Annotated in this window: 18 protein-coding genes and 3 tRNA genes; 17 read left to right on the plus strand and 4 right to left on the minus strand. The window is 29.7% G+C overall.

The window, feature by feature from the left end; all coding sequences use genetic code 11:
* Positions 1 to 82: 82 nt before the first annotated feature.
* A complete protein-coding gene (locus AC5SLN_RS00340; protein WP_494593504.1) occupies positions 83 to 802 on the plus strand; it encodes a TVP38/TMEM64 family protein in 720 nt (239 codons plus the stop codon).
* Between the two features lie 2 nt (positions 803 to 804).
* On the opposite strand, the gene AC5SLN_RS00345 is transcribed toward AC5SLN_RS00340, so the two are convergent.
* Positions 805 to 878 (minus strand) — tRNA-Thr (locus AC5SLN_RS00345).
* Between the two features lie 101 nt (positions 879 to 979).
* On the opposite strand from AC5SLN_RS00345, the gene AC5SLN_RS00350 reads away from it, so the two are divergent.
* The 16 genes from AC5SLN_RS00350 (at position 980) to AC5SLN_RS00425 (ending at position 12,632) form a co-directional block, all read left to right on the plus strand.
* On the plus strand, positions 980 to 1,177 hold the full coding sequence (locus AC5SLN_RS00350) for a hypothetical protein (protein WP_006997433.1): 198 nt from the start codon (positions 980 to 982) through the stop codon (positions 1,175 to 1,177).
* 100 nt (positions 1,178 to 1,277) lie between these two features.
* The gene (gene dcd / locus AC5SLN_RS00355) at positions 1,278 to 1,835 is read left to right on the plus strand and encodes a dCTP deaminase (protein ID WP_494593505.1); all 558 of its coding nucleotides are present in this window, start codon (positions 1,278 to 1,280) and stop codon (positions 1,833 to 1,835) included.
* A gap of 2 nt (positions 1,836 to 1,837) precedes the next feature.
* Positions 1,838 to 3,091, plus strand: coding sequence for a UDP-N-acetylglucosamine 1-carboxyvinyltransferase (gene murA, locus AC5SLN_RS00360; RefSeq protein ID WP_494593507.1), 1,254 nt, complete (start codon positions 1,838 to 1,840; stop codon positions 3,089 to 3,091).
* Positions 3,091 to 3,486, plus strand: coding sequence for a DUF2948 family protein (locus AC5SLN_RS00365; protein WP_006997429.1), 396 nt, complete (start codon positions 3,091 to 3,093; stop codon positions 3,484 to 3,486). Before murA ends, AC5SLN_RS00365 begins: the two co-directional genes overlap by 1 nt.
* Positions 3,486 to 4,772: a histidinol dehydrogenase gene (gene hisD, locus AC5SLN_RS00370; protein ID WP_494593509.1), complete on the plus strand. Its 1,287-nt coding sequence runs from the start codon at positions 3,486 to 3,488 to the stop codon at positions 4,770 to 4,772. Before AC5SLN_RS00365 ends, hisD begins: the two co-directional genes overlap by 1 nt.
* 2 nt (positions 4,773 to 4,774) lie before the next feature.
* Positions 4,775 to 4,990, plus strand: coding sequence for a translation initiation factor IF-1 (infA, locus tag AC5SLN_RS00375; RefSeq protein ID WP_006997427.1), 216 nt, complete (start codon positions 4,775 to 4,777; stop codon positions 4,988 to 4,990).
* Positions 4,991 to 4,995: 5 nt separating this feature from the next.
* Positions 4,996 to 5,071, plus strand: a tRNA-Phe gene (locus AC5SLN_RS00380).
* 88 nt (positions 5,072 to 5,159) lie between these two features.
* A complete protein-coding gene (locus AC5SLN_RS00385; RefSeq protein WP_006997426.1) occupies positions 5,160 to 5,372 on the plus strand; it encodes a cold-shock protein in 213 nt (70 codons plus the stop codon).
* A 235-nt stretch (positions 5,373 to 5,607) separates the two neighbouring features.
* A tRNA-His gene (locus tag AC5SLN_RS00390) sits at positions 5,608 to 5,682 on the plus strand.
* 5 nt (positions 5,683 to 5,687) lie between these two features.
* Positions 5,688 to 7,085 (plus strand): histidine--tRNA ligase, encoded by a 1,398-nt coding sequence (gene hisS, locus AC5SLN_RS00395; protein ID WP_494593511.1) that lies wholly within the window; start codon positions 5,688 to 5,690, stop codon positions 7,083 to 7,085.
* Positions 7,063 to 8,115, plus strand: coding sequence for an ATP phosphoribosyltransferase regulatory subunit (locus AC5SLN_RS00400; protein ID WP_494593513.1), 1,053 nt, complete (start codon positions 7,063 to 7,065; stop codon positions 8,113 to 8,115). Before hisS ends, AC5SLN_RS00400 begins: the two co-directional genes overlap by 23 nt.
* Positions 8,115 to 8,804: an ATP phosphoribosyltransferase gene (gene hisG / locus AC5SLN_RS00405; protein WP_494576967.1), complete on the plus strand. Its 690-nt coding sequence runs from the start codon at positions 8,115 to 8,117 to the stop codon at positions 8,802 to 8,804. Before AC5SLN_RS00400 ends, hisG begins: the two co-directional genes overlap by 1 nt.
* A 181-nt stretch (positions 8,805 to 8,985) precedes the next feature.
* On the plus strand, positions 8,986 to 10,083 hold the full coding sequence (locus AC5SLN_RS00410; protein WP_494593515.1) for a DNA recombination protein RmuC: 1,098 nt from the start codon (positions 8,986 to 8,988) through the stop codon (positions 10,081 to 10,083).
* 37 nt (positions 10,084 to 10,120) lie between these two features.
* On the plus strand, positions 10,121 to 10,810 hold the full coding sequence (locus tag AC5SLN_RS00415; RefSeq protein WP_027306781.1) for a hypothetical protein: 690 nt from the start codon (positions 10,121 to 10,123) through the stop codon (positions 10,808 to 10,810).
* A 1-nt stretch (position 10,811) separates the two neighbouring features.
* Entirely contained in the window at positions 10,812 to 12,239 is a 1,428-nt protein-coding gene (locus AC5SLN_RS00420) for an exonuclease domain-containing protein (RefSeq protein ID WP_494593517.1), read from the plus strand.
* A 75-nt stretch (positions 12,240 to 12,314) separates the two neighbouring features.
* The gene (locus AC5SLN_RS00425; protein WP_011281744.1) at positions 12,315 to 12,632 is read left to right on the plus strand and encodes a thioredoxin family protein; all 318 of its coding nucleotides are present in this window, start codon (positions 12,315 to 12,317) and stop codon (positions 12,630 to 12,632) included.
* Here AC5SLN_RS00425 and AC5SLN_RS00430 read toward each other — a convergent pair.
* Genes AC5SLN_RS00430 through trpA form a run of 3 tightly spaced genes read right to left on the minus strand, consistent with a single transcriptional unit; the run spans position 12,629 to position 15,574 of the window.
* On the minus strand, positions 12,629 to 13,897 hold the full coding sequence (locus tag AC5SLN_RS00430) for a bifunctional folylpolyglutamate synthase/dihydrofolate synthase (RefSeq protein ID WP_494593519.1): 1,269 nt from the start codon (positions 13,895 to 13,897) through the stop codon (positions 12,629 to 12,631). The genes AC5SLN_RS00425 and AC5SLN_RS00430 overlap by 4 nt on opposite strands.
* On the minus strand, positions 13,851 to 14,780 hold the full coding sequence (locus AC5SLN_RS00435; RefSeq protein WP_271564467.1) for an acetyl-CoA carboxylase carboxyltransferase subunit beta: 930 nt from the start codon (positions 14,778 to 14,780) through the stop codon (positions 13,851 to 13,853). Before AC5SLN_RS00435 ends, AC5SLN_RS00430 begins: the two co-directional genes overlap by 47 nt.
* Positions 14,777 to 15,574: a tryptophan synthase subunit alpha gene (trpA, locus tag AC5SLN_RS00440; protein WP_494593522.1), complete on the minus strand. Its 798-nt coding sequence runs from the start codon at positions 15,572 to 15,574 to the stop codon at positions 14,777 to 14,779. Before trpA ends, AC5SLN_RS00435 begins: the two co-directional genes overlap by 4 nt.

Here is a 15,574-nt window from a genome sequence, read left to right on the forward strand (position 1 = left end):
TAAGTTTTTTTAAATTTCGCCCTTTATAGTAATTATATGTATAAATAGCAAATAGAAGATTTTATAATACGACCAATAAATTATGGAAAAATCAAAAAAAGTTAAGATAACTTTAGGTTTATTTTATCTTCTAGTTGTTTCATCATTTTTATACTTTTTTTTATCAAAATTCACCCTCGAAGAATTAACAAGCTATGAATTTATTAAAAACAATAGAGATTATTTTTTTGGATTAAAACAAACTAATTTATTTTTAATTTCTTTAATATTTTTAATAGCCACAATTATTTGGGTTGTGATGGCTGGATTTGGTTTGCCAGTTGCACTCTTAGCAGGGTTTATTTTTGGCAAGTGGCTTGGAACGATTATTCTAATAATTGGAATGACTATTGGTGCAACAATTTTATACATTATTGGAAATTATTTTTTTAAAGAAATTATTAAAGAAAAGTTTTTAAATAGATTTAAAAATTTAGAAGTAAAATTTAAAAAATCAGAATTCATTTATCTTTTAGCTTATAGATTTATTGGAGGCATTCCTTTTGCATTATCAAATGTGTTACCTTGTATTTTTAATGTTAGAGTGAGTAATTTTTTTTGGGCAACATTAATAGGATTAGCTCCACCACTATTTTTAGTTGTTTCAATTGGAAGTGGACTTGAAAAAATCATAGAACAAAACTTAGAAGCTCCTAGAATCATTGATTTGATATATTCACCAGATATCTACATTCCAATGATTGCTTTTGGAGTTTTATTAGTAGCTGCAATTGTTGCTAGAAAAATATTCTACAAAAAATAATCTGGTGCCCCCACCAAGAATCGAACTTGAAATTTATCCTTACCATGGACATGTTATGCCATTTAACTATAGGGGCTAATTTGTTATTTTATCGAAGTATTTCTATAATAAATCATTTTTTCAAAAAATTGCCTTAATTTTTTTCATATAATGATTTATACCTACGGAGGAAATTTTATGGGCATTCATTACGATTATAAATCTACTAAAGGCAATAAGCTTATGGAGAAGCAGGCAAAGAGAGAAAAAAAGCTTGCTGAAAAAAAAGCAAAACGTGAAGCTAAAGAGGGACCAAAAGTTCAAGAAGAACCAGAGAAAACTTTAGATGCATCAAAGCCTATCACTTTAGATTTTTTAACTAATCCAGACAAATAATGAATGATAAAGAAAAAAATGAGAAGTTAAGTCTGGCTCTTAGAAAAAATTTAAAAAAAAGAAAAATTTTTCAAAAAAAAAATAAGAAGAAAAGTAAATAATGTCAGTACTTTCTGATAAATCTATAAGGAAGTTAGCAGTTGAGCAGTCAATGATTTCTCCTTTTATAGATAAGCAAGTCAGGGATGGTAAAATTTCTTATGGACTTAGTTCATTTGGCTATGATGCTAGAGTAGGAGATGAATTTAAGATATTTCATAATGTTAATTCTTCTATCGTTGACCCTAAGGAGTTTAGTTCAGATAATTTTGTAACCAAAAAAAGTTCTGAATATATTATCATTCCTCCTAATTCTTTCGCTCTTGGAACTACTATTGAAGTCTTTAAAATTCCAAGAGATATTATGTGTATTGTTGTTGGTAAGAGTACATATGCAAGAACAGGAATCATAGTTAATGTAACTCCAATTGAATCTGAGTTTTTTGGAACAGTTACTCTTGAGTTTTCTAATACCACACCGCTACCTGCAAAAATTTATGCAAATGAAGGTGTTGCACAATTTTTATTTCTAAAAGGAGATCAGTCTCCTGAAACTTCATACGCTGACCGTAAAGGAAAATATATGGGTCAAACTGGAGTAACTTTACCAAAAGTATAATCATGAAAAAATTGGAAGTCTTTGGGGCAGCAAAGCTCAAGGGACAAATTAGAATTTCAGGTTCTAAAAATGCATCCCTTCCTATTTTAGCTGCAACATTATTATCAAATAAAAAAATATCTTTAGCAAACCTCCCAAGGGTAAAAGATATTGAAACAATGATACTTTTACTAAAGTCATTAGGTTCAATTATTGAAGATAATAAAAAAGAATTGATTATCAAAAATACCAAGCAAACAAAAACTTTTGCAGCTTATAGTTTGGTTAAAACTATGAGAGCAGGAATATTAGTTTTAGGACCATTACTTGCTAAATTTGGTAAAGCAAAAGTTTCATTACCTGGCGGCTGCGCAATAGGGACAAGACCTGTTGATATTCATTTACAAGCTCTATCAAAACTTGGAGTTAAATATAAAATTATCCAAGGTTATGTGCATGCTAATGCACCCAAAGGATTAATAGGAGCAAATATAAAATTTCCTAAAGTTTCAGTTGGTGCTACAGAAAATTTAATTATAGCCGCATGTTTAGCTAAAGGAAAAACAACTTTATCAAATTGTGCGATTGAACCTGAGATTAAAGATTTAGTTAATTTTTTAATTAATATGGGGTGTAATATTAAGTGGACTGCAAAGAGAACGGTTAGAATTGAAGGAGTGAACAATCTTAAAGAATTAGATTATTCAGTAATGCCGGATAGAATAGAGGCCGGAACTTATTTAATAGCTGCAGCATTAACTGAAGGAAATTTGAAAATTACTGGAATTGATCATAAGATAATAAGTACAGAAATTAATATCTTAAAAAAAGTAGGATCAAAAATTACTTTAAAAAAAAATGAAATCCTTATTCAAGGAAGTAAAAAGATTAAAAATATAAATATTAAAACATCTCCTTATCCAGGGTTTCCAACAGATTTGCAGGCACAAATGATGGTATTATTATGTAAGGCTAATAAAAGATCTCATATTAAAGAAGAAATATTTGAAAATAGGTTTATGCACGTTGCAGAGCTTAATAGAATGGGAGCTAAAATTTCTATTAATGGAAATCAAGCAAGCATAGAAGGAAATATCAAATTTGAAGCAGCAGAATTAATGGCCACAGATTTAAGAGCTTCTGTATCTTTAATTCTTGCAGCTCTTGCAGCTAAAGGAAAATCAGTAATTAATAGAATATATCACCTTGATAGGGGCTATGAAGATATAGAGAAGAAATTAAAAAAAGTAGGGGCTAAAATTAAGAGAATTAATTAATGGATAAAAAATATTTATCAAAAATTATAGCTACAGATAATGAGGGATTACAAGTAATCTCAGCATGTTGCTCTGGAGCTGAAGTTAAAGTTAATGAAATTAAATATCTTCAGAAAAACAAAGTTTTTCTATTATCATTAAAAAGATCTAAAGTAGAAACGGAGGAACAAGATAAAAAAATTACTAGTATTTGCAAATTTGAATTTGTAGATAGAGTTAAATCTAAAAATATTAAACAAAACGACCCTGAGGAAAAATTAGAGTTAATTGGGATGGATTATTTAAAAAATAATGACAATTATGAGATAAACTTAATGTTTACAAACAATGCATATATTACATTATCGACAGAAATAATTGAAGTAACTTTAGATGACCAAAACAAAGCTGATTAATGATTAAGATATTAGATAGTAAAAATAAAAACTTTGATAAAGCTTTAGACGCATTACTGTCTAAACGAAAAAACAAAGTCCAACTTAATTCAGTTTCAGTTATTAAAATTATTAAAGATGTTAAGAAAAATGGAGATAAAGCTATTTTAAAGTATGAAAAGAGATTTAATAAAAATAATATTATTACCCCAAGCATAAAACAAATAAATAGAGCTATTCAGTCTTTAGATCCAAAAGTTAAAAAGGCAGTCGATCTTGCTTATGATAGAATTTATAAATTCCATTCATTACAAAAATTTAAAAACATTTCTTATACAGACAAACTAAAAAATAAATTAGAGTATAAATACGTACCTATTGAGTCAGTTGCAATTTATGTGCCTGGTTCAACAGCTTCATATCCTTCCAGTGTTTTAATGAATGCAGTACCTGCAATTGTTGCTGGAGTGAAAAGACTAGTTATGGTTAATCCAGGTCAAAAAGGTAAACAAAATCCTGCAGTATTATATGCTGCTAAAAAATGTAAGATTAAAGAGATTTATTCAATTGGAGGACCATCTGCTATTGCAGCTGTTGCATATGGTACAAAGAAAATTAAAAAAGTTGACAAAATTATTGGCCCTGGAAATTCTTATGTAGCTGCAGCAAAAAAAGAAGTATTTGGAGATGTTGGAATTGAAGGAATGATCGCAGGTCCTTCTGAAGTGACAATTGTTTGTGATAAGTTTTCAAATCCTGAATGGATAGCGAGCGATCTAATTGGTCAAGCAGAACATGATAATCTTGCTCAATGTATTTTAATTTCAAAAGATAAATCAATTATTAAAAAAGTTAATTATGAAATTATCAATCAATTAAAAGAATTGCCTAGAGCAGTGATTGCAAAAAATAGTCTACTTAATAATGGAATTTTAATTCATATGCCGTCTGACCAAAAAATTATTAACACAGTAAATAAAATTGCTCCTGAGCACTTAGAGCTTAATACTAAGAACTATAAAAAGGTAGTGAGTAAGATTAAAAATGCAGGATCTATCTGTTTAGGAAAATATGCTGTAATGGCAATGACAGATTATAATGTTGGCTCTAACCATGTATTGCCAACCAATTCCTCAGCAAGATATTCAAGTGGAGTTAGTGTTAATGAATTTTATAAAAGAATTTCATATATAAACCTATCAAAAAAAGGGATTGAAACCCTTGGTCCATCAGTTATAACACTTGCAAACTACGAGGGTTTAGTGGGACACGCTAAGTCGGTAGAAAAAAGAATTAGGAGAAAATAAATTTGTCAAAACAAGAAATGCTGTCGTTCTCAGGAATTGTTGAGGATTTATTACCAAATGCAATGTTTAGAGTAAAATTAGAAAACGGCCATATTGTTACAGCTCATGCTGCAGGCAAATTGCGTAAGAACAGAATTAGAGTACTTCAAGGTGATAAGGTTCAAGTTGAAATGACACCTTACGATTTGACCAAAGGTCGTATCACTTTTAGAGGTTAATAAGGGGCCCTGTAGCTCAGTTGGTAGAGCATCGGATTGAAAATCCGTGTGTCACTGGTTCGAGTCCAGTTGGGGCCACCACCACCTCCCTTTAAAAATCCAAAAAATTATTGAAAAAATAAAAAAAATAAAATAATTTTTTATATAAATAATAAAAGGATAAGTAAAAATGAGCACACTAAAAGGAACAGTAAAGTGGTTTAACGGTAAAAAAGGTTTTGGCTTTATTGAAAGAGAAGATAAAGAAAAAGATGCATTCGTTCACGCATCAGCAGTAAAAACTGCAGGTATGCGTTTTTTAAACGAAGGTGATAAACTAGAATTTGAGATGGAGGATGGCCCGAAAGGCCCTTCAGCTGTAAATTTAAAAAAAATAGACTAGTTCTTAAACTTCAAAAATCTAAAAGGGCGTTTTATCCTTAAAAATAAGGTTAACGTCCTTTTATATTTAGGTGTTGAAAATTATTCTTAATTGTCTAAAAGACTGATCATGATTATAAATATTACATACAGAGAGACTTCAAGAAGTACTCACAGACTTTGTTTCCATAGCCTTTAGGCTATTTATTTATAATATAATTTTAAATCCACACAAAAATAATATAAACACAAGGAATGCCTGGGTGGTGTAACGGTTAGCACGAAAGTTTGTGGAACTTTAAGTTTGAGTTCGATTCTCAGCCCGGGTACCAAAAAGATGAATAAAGAAAATAAACTAATTCCTGGGTTACCCTCAGGATTTGAAGATCGATGGGGCAAAAAATTAATTCTCAAGAAAAAGTTAATTAATATTATTGAAGCTAATTTTGTAAAATTTGGTTTTAGCGCTCTTGAAACGCCTTCATTTGAAATTTCAGAGAACATAGGATCATTTCTTGCAGATGATGATAGTAATCCTATGTCTGACGTATTCTCATTCAAAGATGGGGAGAAAAATATTACACTTAGATATGATTTATCAAGTCCATTAGCTAGATTTGTTGCTCAAAATAATCAGGAATTACCCTTACCTTATAAAAGATATCAAATGGGTGATGTATGGAGAAACGAAAAAGCAGGCAATGCTCGCTATAGAAGCTTTTTACAATGTGATGCAGATATCGTTGGTAACGTTAATCCAGCTCAAGCCAATGCCGAACTTTGTAATTTAATTGCAAGTACACTTCTTGCCTGTGGTTTAAAAAAAGATCAGTTCGTTGTTAACATTAGTAATAGAAAAATTGTTCAAGGTTTAATTGAAGACCTTAAAATATCCGATGATAAGAAGATAAAGGTTATGAGAGCAATAGATAAATTAGATAAGCCTGGCTTTGGTTTAAGAGGAGTTGAAGATTTATTAAAAGAAGAAAGAGTAGATGTAAGTGGAGCTGTTACAAAGGGTGCTAACTTAACAGATGATCAAGCTTCACAAATAATTAACTTCCTGAAAGTAAAAGATTTAAAAGAATTAAAAGAAAATTTAAAAAACCCTTTATCTCAAGAAGGAATTAAAGAACTAGAAGAATTATTAGAAATAGTAAGTTATGGAGATTATTTAGATCAAATAAAGACAAACTTTACAATTGTTAGAGGTCTTGCTTATTATGACGGATTTTGTGTTGAAACAAATTTAAAATTTAAGACAACAAATAACAAAGGTAAAGAAGTTGATATAGGAAGTATTTGTTCAGGTGGACAATATAACAAATTAATTTCAAGATTTAAGGGAGTTGATATTCCTGGAACTGGAATGAGTATTGGTGTTGACCGATTATTATTTGCTATGATGCAACTTGATCAAATTGAAGTTGATGAGAAAAAACCAGTCATTATTTGTGTAATGGATGAAAAGTATTTAAAAAATTATTATGAAATTTTAAAAGTTTTAAGAGACAATAATATTAACTCTGAAATATTTTTAGATAGTAAAAAAAATCTAGGCAAACAATTAACATATGCTAATAAAAAACAATGCCCGATAGCTGTTATTTGTGGTGAAAATGAATTTAAAGATAATACGATTACTTTAAAAAACCTTTTAGGAGTTAAAGGTGAAAACAATCAGTTAACGTTCCCAAAAGAAAATTTAATTAATGAAATCAAAAAATTTATCTGAAAAAATTCTTAGATCGGTTAAATCTAAAGGATTTAAATATATTGATTTACCTTCAGTAATTGAGGCCAATCATATCGTTCAACGATCTGGGGAAAATTTTAGAAAGTTTATTTTTTCATTTACTGATCAAAATGGTAGTGAGCTTTGTCTAAGACCAGATCTCACAATAGCATCATGTTTAAGATACTTAGAAAATAATCTTAAAGGAAAAGAGAAAATATTTTATAGCGGTCAGGCTTATAGAAAATCAAATAATAAAAAAGATTCTATTATTAGAGATCAAGTTGGCTTTGAGATCATTGGCTCTAAAGATGAAAAAAAAGATGATAAAGAAATTATTAATACAGCCCTAAAATCTTTATCTAATTTACAATATTCATCAGGGACTTTAAAAATTGGTAACGTTGAGATTTTCAATTTATTAATTTCAAAACTAGATATCCCAAAAAGATGGAAGTTAAGGCTTTCAAGACACTTTTGGAGAGAAGTATACTTCAATGATTTATTAAAAAGGTTAGAGACAAACTCTGATGTAGACCCAACAATTGTTGAGGTTGATAAAAAGAGATATCAAAAAATGCTAAAAGATAATCGGCAAATTGTAGTTGCTGGACGATCAATTGAAGAGATTTTAAAGAGACTTGATAACAAGATTAAAGATCCAAGAAGAGCTAGTAGAGGTAAAAACGTTTCAAAAATTATTAGAGAGTTTTTAAAAATTAACTGTCCAATAGGACAAGCTGCTAAAAAACTTAATATCTTTTTTAAAAAAAATAAAATTAATTTAGTTGTGGATCAAAAATATTTCCCAACTTCATTAAATAAAATTCAGAAATTAAATGTAGAGTTCTCAGCGTCTTTTGGGCGTCAATTAGAATATTATACAGGTATGGTCTTTAAAATTGATATTAAATCTAAATCTAAAAATATTAACATCATTAATGGTGGACGTTATGACAAGCTAATTTCAGATCTTGGATCAAAAAAACAAGTTCCAGCAGTAGGAGCTGCTTTAAATTTAAATTACTAATGATAAAAAATATTATTAATATCGGAATTCCAAGTAAAGGCAGATTGAGAGCTGATATCTTAAAGATATTTAAAAAAAATAAACTAAATTTAATCTCAGAAAGAGGTGAAAGAGATTTATTAGGATCTATTAAAAACTTGAAAAATGTTAAAGTATTATATCTTCATGCAAGAGAGATAGTTGAAAGACTTGGAGATGGCTCTTTAGATCTTGGCTTTTCTGGATTTGATTTATTAAAAGAAAGTGAAGTAAATATTCAAAAAAAAATAAGTGTTGTTAAGAATTATGACTTTGGTAAAGCAACATTGGTTGTGGCTATCCCAGATCCTTGGATTGATGTCCAAACAGTTGCTGATTTAGAAGAAATTGCTTTTGAATTTAAAGATAAAAAGAAAAAAAGATTAAGAGTGGCAACAAAATATCCGAATTTAACAAGGGAGTTTTTGTTTTCAAAAGGAGTTACTCAATTTAAATTAGTTAGTAGTTTAGGTGCAACTGAAGCGTATCCTTTTACAGAATCATCTGAAATTATAACTGATATTACTTCGTCTGGTGAAACTCTAAGAGCAAATAATCTTCGAATTCTTAAAGATGGTGAAATTTTAAAGTCAGAAGCCTGCATGATGACTTCAAAACCCTCTTTAAAAAATGGTTTGGTTAAAAAACTAGTTAAGTTACTTTCGAAGTAAAGTATCCTTTACGTAAATTAAGATAATCTTAATAATATCAAGGTTTCTAAGCACAGCATAAGCTGCAACAATAGCTCCTATAATAAGTAGTATTTTTAGTATTAAGATTAATTCCATAGAGACAGTTTTAAATAATTACATATATAAATCAAATTTTTACTATAAAATATCTCCTAGAATCATGGACATAATTTTATTAACCGTATTAGTCTTGTTGTTAGGAGTTGCTTTAGCAATCCTTTATCTAAACTTAAGATCTAAGCCAAAAGATGGTAGTGAAAATAAAGAAGCTGAAGAGATGGCTAATTTAAAGACAGAAATTACTTCATTAAAAGATACCTTAAATACTACTATTAATACTTCACTTGGTTCAATGTCGACTTCATTTAACAACCTATCAACTGGGGTAACAAAAGATATGACAGAGGCCTTAACAAAAGTTGATGAAAAAGTAGGAAATTTTAATAACCAAGTAGAGTTATTAAATAAAAGCCAAGAAGGTATAACGAAAATTTTAGCTGGAGTTAAAAAATATGGAACTCTTGCAGAGTTTTCATTAGATGCACTGATTAAAGACTTGTTACCTGCTTCTCAATTCATGACTAACGTTAAGATGAAAGAGGACACAAGTGAAAATGTTGAATTTGCAATTAAGCTTCAAGGAGATGTTCTAGTTCCAGTGGATAGTCATTTCCCAGTAGAAAAATTTAAAGCAATTACCGATGGTTATGATGCGGATGACAAAAGAGCTGTTGCAGATGCAAGAGCAAAATTAGCTACTGCATTTAAAACAAAAGCTAAAAGTGTTAATGAAAAATATATTGTTCCACCAAAAACTACAGACTTTGCAATAGTTTATGCGCCAACTGAAAGTTTATATAAAGAATTAACTGAATACCAAGATCCAACTACTAAAGAATTATTAACTCAAGAATTAATGAAAAAACATAAAGTTGTAATCTGTGGTCCAAATACTCTTTCTGCTTATTTGCAATCATTACACATGGGCTTTCAATCTTTAAAAGTTCAAAAAGGTGCAACAGAAATCTACGATCATCTAAAAACAATTAGCTCAAGATTTGGAAAACATTTTGAAAATATAGTTGCTCTTAGAAAAAAATTAGAAGAAGCAATGATTGTTGTTGATAAGTTTGGAACAGATGCAAGATCGATTAGCAGAAGCCTAGAAAATATTAAAGATCCTGAACGAGTTGATAAAGCTGTTCAAACAGAAAATGTAGAAAAATTTGTTGACCATTCAAAACAAGCAAAAAATTAATTTCTTTTTTTCTTCAATACCGCTTATAACAAACTATATGCAGTGGAATAATAAATTTACTTATCCAAAATCTATGAGATCAATGGTGAGTGGTTCAAGGATGTATGCTGTAAATCAAGAAAAGCTTCCTTCAGTAACTTCCATATTACAAGCAACACAAAGTGAAGAAAAAAAAGCATCCCTTGCAAATTGGAAGGCAAGAGTGGGAGCTGCTGAAGCAAATAGAATTAAAAATGATGCTTCAAGCAGAGGCACATCAATGCATTCTCATTTAGAAAAATATTTATTAGGTCAATTAAATTTAGAGCTATTAGAAGAAGAGGCTAGCAAATCTAAAAAAATGGCAGACGAAATTATCGAACAAGGTATTAAAGGAAAATTGTCAGAAATTTATGGTACTGAAGCAACATTGTATTATCCTGGAAAATACGCAGGTACATGTGATGCAGTTGGTGTGTATGAAGGGCAAGAAACTATCATTGATTTTAAACAATCCAATAAACCAAAAAAAGAAGAGTGGATTGAGGACTATTATCTTCAATTAGGGGCATATTCATTAGCTCATAACGTTGTCCATAATTCAAAAATAACCCAAGGAATTGTTTTACTTTGCACTGTAGATAATTTATTCCAAGACTTTAGAATTCAAGGTGAAAAACTAGAAGAATACCAAAACAAGTTTTTAGAAAAAGTAGAACAATACTATCATCAACGGAATATGAACTAATATGAATTTAGCAATATGGGACATTGAATCTAGTAGTGCCAATACTTCATGGGGAAGTATTATTGAAGTAGGTGGTATTTTAGTTGACACAAATTTTAAAGAATTAGATCGTTTTAATTTTAGATGTAGATTACCAGAAGGAGAGGTTCCTCAAGCAATGGCTTTGATAGTTAACAAAACTAGTGTTGATTTATTAACTAAAGGAAATTTAAGTCATTACCAAATGTTATCTCAGTTAGAAGCAACATTTAAAAAATGGAGCCCAGCAATATTCATGGGTTGGTCAAACATTGGCTTTGATGATGAGATGATAAGAAACGAATTCTTTAGAGGAATTAGATATCCTTATATCACCAATGCAACCCCGAACAAAAGACATGATGGTTTAAACATTGCAAGAGGTGCCCATGCAGTTGATGAGAGTGTTATAAAAACTGAAACAAATGCAAAAGGTAATGCGGTCATGAAACTAGAATCGTTAGCTAGAATGAATGGCTTTGAATCAAGTGGAGCTCACTCAGCTTTATTTGATGCAGAACTAACTGTTAAAGTTTTAGGATTAATTAAAAAAAATCAACCTCAGACTTGGGATACATTTTTAAGAACAGCAAATAAGAGTGATACTGAGACGATATTTAAAACTGAAAAAATGTTTACATTAGCAGAATATCATTTTGGTAAAAATTATAGATTTTTAGTTGCACCACTTCACCCAAAACATTGTATTCACCCAATCTATCAATGGGGCCAAGCTTTTGATCTTAAAATTGATCCGATCCCATTATTTGATATGTCAATTTCTGAACTTAAAAGTGCTATTAAAAAATTAAAGTTTTTAAGAACTATACGATCAAATAAAGCTCCTATAATTTTAGACGCAAGTTATGGACTACAAGTTGAACCATATAGTAATCTTGATCCCGATCTAATTAAAGAGCGTGCAAAATTAGTAAACAGTAATGAGAGATTTTCTCAAAATGTTTTAACCGCATTACGAGAAACAGCTGAAGAAAAAGCACAATTCGACTCACAAGTTGATTTACTGGCAGAAGAGACAATTTATAAAAAATTTACTCCTCAAAAAGACACAGCTTTATTTCCAAAATGGCATGCAGCTTCTTGGAAAGATAAATTAATATTATTAGATAAATTTGAGGATGAGAGAATGGTAAGCTTTGGAAAAAAGATAATATATCAAGAATCACCTGAGACACTTCCTCCTGATATGTTTAAGACCATTAAACGTGGAATAGCCGAAAGAATATTAAGTGATGAAAAAGAAAAATGGTGGACATGCAAAGAATTTTATTTTGAGTGTGATAATTTAAGAGATAGATATACCAACGAAAAAGATGAGAAAAAGCTCAAGTTTTTAGACGAAATTAATGAGTTCGTTGAAGGTATTCAAAAAAAATACGAACAAGCATAATAAGTCTTTGTTAATTAACTAAAAAAATTCTTTTTTACATATTGAATAAATCTAATAAGAATTTATATATGAAATATGCTTATTGATTTTAAAGATGAAGAATTTGAAACAAAAATTAAGAATGAAGATATCTCTGTAGTTCAATTTTCTGCAGAATGGTGTGCTCCGTGCAAGAGCCTTAAACCCATCATGGATAAGTTTTCAGATAGCTACAAAGATAAAGCAAACTTTTATTATGCTGACATAGAAAATGGTGGAATTAACACAGGTTCAGCTGCTGGTGTAAGAGGTGTACCAACTGTTATAGTTTACAAAAAAGGTGTTGAAGTAGACAGAAAAGTTGGTGGAGTTGCTGAGAGTCAAATGAAAGAATTTCTAGATAAGAATATCTAGTTTAAGTTTAAAACTTCTCCTGCAAGATACAAAGACCCTGTAATTAAAATAATATCATTTTTTTGAAGATCAATTGAGCTAATTGCTTCCTCAATAGAATTTTTATAATTAATATTTTCAAAATTTTTAATTTTCCCTTTAAGTTCACTTCCCTTAATAGCATTGGGTTGATTTGGAATGTCAATTGTTGTTAATGATTTAATATCTTTAAAGTAACTCATATATTCATTGTGGTCTTTGTTGGCCATCATTCCTAAAATAATATGTTTGTTACAATTTAGACTTTGAAGATATTCATTTAATACCTTTGCACCAAGTGGATTATGAGATCCATCAACAAATAATAAATTATTACTAGTTAAATCTTTTAATTTTCCAGATTTTAACTCTTGTAGTCGTGCAATACTTTCTATTTTAGTAATACCACTCTTAATATGTTCATCAGTTATTTTATATTCTGTTAATTGTCTAGCAGTTGCAATTGCCGTAGAGACATTTTCTAATTGAAATTCTCCAGGTAAATTAGGTTTTGGAAGTTTAAGAGCACCAAATTCATCCTCAAAATAAAAAAAATCATTTTCTTTTAATGTAAAATTATAATTTTTATTAAAGATTATTTTTTTAGAAGTATTGTCTTTAATTGTATTTTCAATACTTTTGCTTATTTCATTTGAACTTTGTTTTGCAACTACGATTTTAGAGTTTAACAAAGTGGATGTTTTCTCAAATATTATTTTTTCAACTGTTTGCTCTTCTTTTGGAAGCCAGTCTAAGTGATCCAGACCAATAGCTGTTACAATACTAGCTAAGTTTTTTTTTAAAATATTGCTTGCATCAAACCTATGAAATAGACCTGACTCAATTAAGTTAATGTTTTCAGGGTATTTCTTTGCATAATGAAAATAAGCAACCGTTAAAATTTCAAAGAAAGTGATTTGTGTTTGATTATTAGCTTCTTCTATTTCAGAAAAAAGATTGGCTAATTCATCATCTGTTAGAGGCTTATTGTTAAAAACAAATCTCTCATTAATTTTTTGAATGTGGGGACTGGTATAAATATTACATTTATAATCAGCCTCTTTTAAAATTGCATAAAGTGCCTGGATAGTTGAAAATTTTCCGTTTGTGCCAACAATAGAAATACAACTGATTTGATCTTGAGGATTGCCTAATTTTTCTAAAAGATTTTTAGTTCGATCTAGACTTAGATCAATCTCTTTAGGATGCAGCTTTTGTAAGCGCTCTACTATCTTCTGAAGTTTCATTTTCTGATGAATTTATAGCAGAATTTTTCTTTAACAATATTGATAATAATGAACCAATTTTTTCTCTTAGGTCTTTTCTCTCTACAATTAAATCTACAAAGCCAGTTTTTTCTACATACTCACTTCTTTGAAAGCCCTCTGGTAACTCTTCTCTTACAGTGCCTTGAATTACTCTGGCTCCTGCAAAAGCTATAAGCGCTCCTGGTTCTGCTAGGTGTAGATCACCTAACATTGCATATGATGCTGTAATACCACCAGCGGTTGGATCAGTTAGAACAACAATATAGGGTAAATTATTTTTCTTCAGTTCGTTAATTGCGAGTGTCGTTCTTGTCATTTGGCTTAAAGATATGAGACTTTCCATCATTCTCATTCCACCACCAGAAGTAAATACTATAAAAGGTTGCTCATTTTCTATTGCATGTTGAATTCCGTATAAAAAAGCCTCACCTTCTGCAGCACCAATTGAGCCACCTACAAAATCAAAATCAGATGCAATTGCTGTGATTTTTAAATTTAGAATATTAGTATTAACAACCATCATTCCACAATCCATGCCAGTTTTTTTTCTAGCAGCTTTTAATCTATCTTTATAAGGTTTTGCATCATTCCAATTTAAAGGGTCATCTTGAGGAATTGGAGTTTTTAAAACTTCATAATTATTTTTGCCAAATATAATGTCAAATCTCTGACGTGGGCTTATTCTGTGGTGTTTGTTACAAGATGGGCAAACCCATAAATTTTCTTCTAAATCTTTTTTTAAGATTGGCCCTTTACAACATGAGGTCCAGTCACTATTAGCTATCTCTGTTTTGGTTGCACGTGCTTTAATGATGGTTTTAATCTTTTCACCAAATCTTAAAGTTTTTTTAATCCAATTCATGCTATTTTTTTTCTTAACTTTAACACAATATTAGTTACATTTGTGACAGGATTTTGGCGTTTTTTAATAGAATTTGATATTTCTTTACATAAAGCACTGCCAACCACTAATCCATCAGCCTTTCTTAAAGATGCTATGGTTTTTTCAGTGATCCCAAAGCCTATTACAATATTCTTATTCTTGTTAAGTTTTTTAATTTTACTATAACGCTCTAAAATTTTTTTAGGCGAAACCTTTAGCTTGCCACCAGTTGTTGAGAGCATACTGATATAATAGACCATATCATGTGAGTCTCTTATAATTTTTTTCATTCTATCTAGAGACGTAGTAGGAGATACTAATTGAATAAAACTAATATCTTTTTTCTTACATTTTTTTGCAAATTCTTTATTTTCTGGATAAGGAAGGTCAACAACAATTAATCCATCTACTCCTACTTTTTTACAAATATTTATAAAGTTATTATCTCCATATTGATAAATCATATTATAATAACCCATCAATATTACAGGTTTTGATTGTTTTGATTTTTTAAAATTTTTAACTATTGAAAAAACATCTTTAATTTTGATACCATTTTTTAAAGCTCTATAAGCGCTTGATTGAATCTGTCCACCATCTGCAATTGGAGTGTTATGAGGAAATCCTATTTCACAAATGTCAGCATATTTTGCAATTGATTTTAATATCTCAAGAGATTTCTTTATAGTACTATCACCAGCTACCGTGTAAGTTAGTAATGTAGGTCTCTTTTCAGTTTTTACTTTTTTAAATGCTAAGTTGATTAATGACAT

It is taken from the genome of Candidatus Pelagibacter sp. PS_31 (assembly GCF_059417865.1).

Coding starts and splice junctions, on each gene's coding strand:
- AC5SLN_RS00340 (WP_494593504.1), top strand. CDS start 83: ATGGAAAAATCAAAAAAAGTTAAGATAACTTTAGGTTTATTTTATCTT.
- AC5SLN_RS00350 (WP_006997433.1), top strand. CDS start 980: ATGGGCATTCATTACGATTATAAATCTACTAAAGGCAATAAGCTTATG.
- dcd (WP_494593505.1), top strand. CDS start 1,278: ATGTCAGTACTTTCTGATAAATCTATAAGGAAGTTAGCAGTTGAGCAG.
- murA (WP_494593507.1), top strand. CDS start 1,838: ATGAAAAAATTGGAAGTCTTTGGGGCAGCAAAGCTCAAGGGACAAATT.
- AC5SLN_RS00365 (WP_006997429.1), top strand. CDS start 3,091: ATGGATAAAAAATATTTATCAAAAATTATAGCTACAGATAATGAGGGA.
- hisD (WP_494593509.1), top strand. CDS start 3,486: ATGATTAAGATATTAGATAGTAAAAATAAAAACTTTGATAAAGCTTTA.
- AC5SLN_RS00385 (WP_006997426.1), top strand. CDS start 5,160: ATGAGCACACTAAAAGGAACAGTAAAGTGGTTTAACGGTAAAAAAGGT.
- hisS (WP_494593511.1), top strand. CDS start 5,688: ATGAATAAAGAAAATAAACTAATTCCTGGGTTACCCTCAGGATTTGAA.
- AC5SLN_RS00400 (WP_494593513.1), top strand. CDS start 7,063: ATGAAATCAAAAAATTTATCTGAAAAAATTCTTAGATCGGTTAAATCT.
- hisG (WP_494576967.1), top strand. CDS start 8,115: ATGATAAAAAATATTATTAATATCGGAATTCCAAGTAAAGGCAGATTG.
- AC5SLN_RS00410 (WP_494593515.1), top strand. CDS start 8,986: ATGGACATAATTTTATTAACCGTATTAGTCTTGTTGTTAGGAGTTGCT.
- AC5SLN_RS00415 (WP_027306781.1), top strand. CDS start 10,121: ATGCAGTGGAATAATAAATTTACTTATCCAAAATCTATGAGATCAATG.
- AC5SLN_RS00420 (WP_494593517.1), top strand. CDS start 10,812: ATGAATTTAGCAATATGGGACATTGAATCTAGTAGTGCCAATACTTCA.
- AC5SLN_RS00425 (WP_011281744.1), top strand. CDS start 12,315: ATGCTTATTGATTTTAAAGATGAAGAATTTGAAACAAAAATTAAGAAT.
- AC5SLN_RS00430 (WP_494593519.1), bottom strand. CDS start 13,897: ATGAAACTTCAGAAGATAGTAGAGCGCTTACAAAAGCTGCATCCTAAA.
- AC5SLN_RS00435 (WP_271564467.1), bottom strand. CDS start 14,780: ATGAATTGGATTAAAAAAACTTTAAGATTTGGTGAAAAGATTAAAACC.
- trpA (WP_494593522.1), bottom strand. CDS start 15,574: ATGTCATTAATCAACTTAGCATTTAAAAAAGTAAAAACTGAAAAGAGA.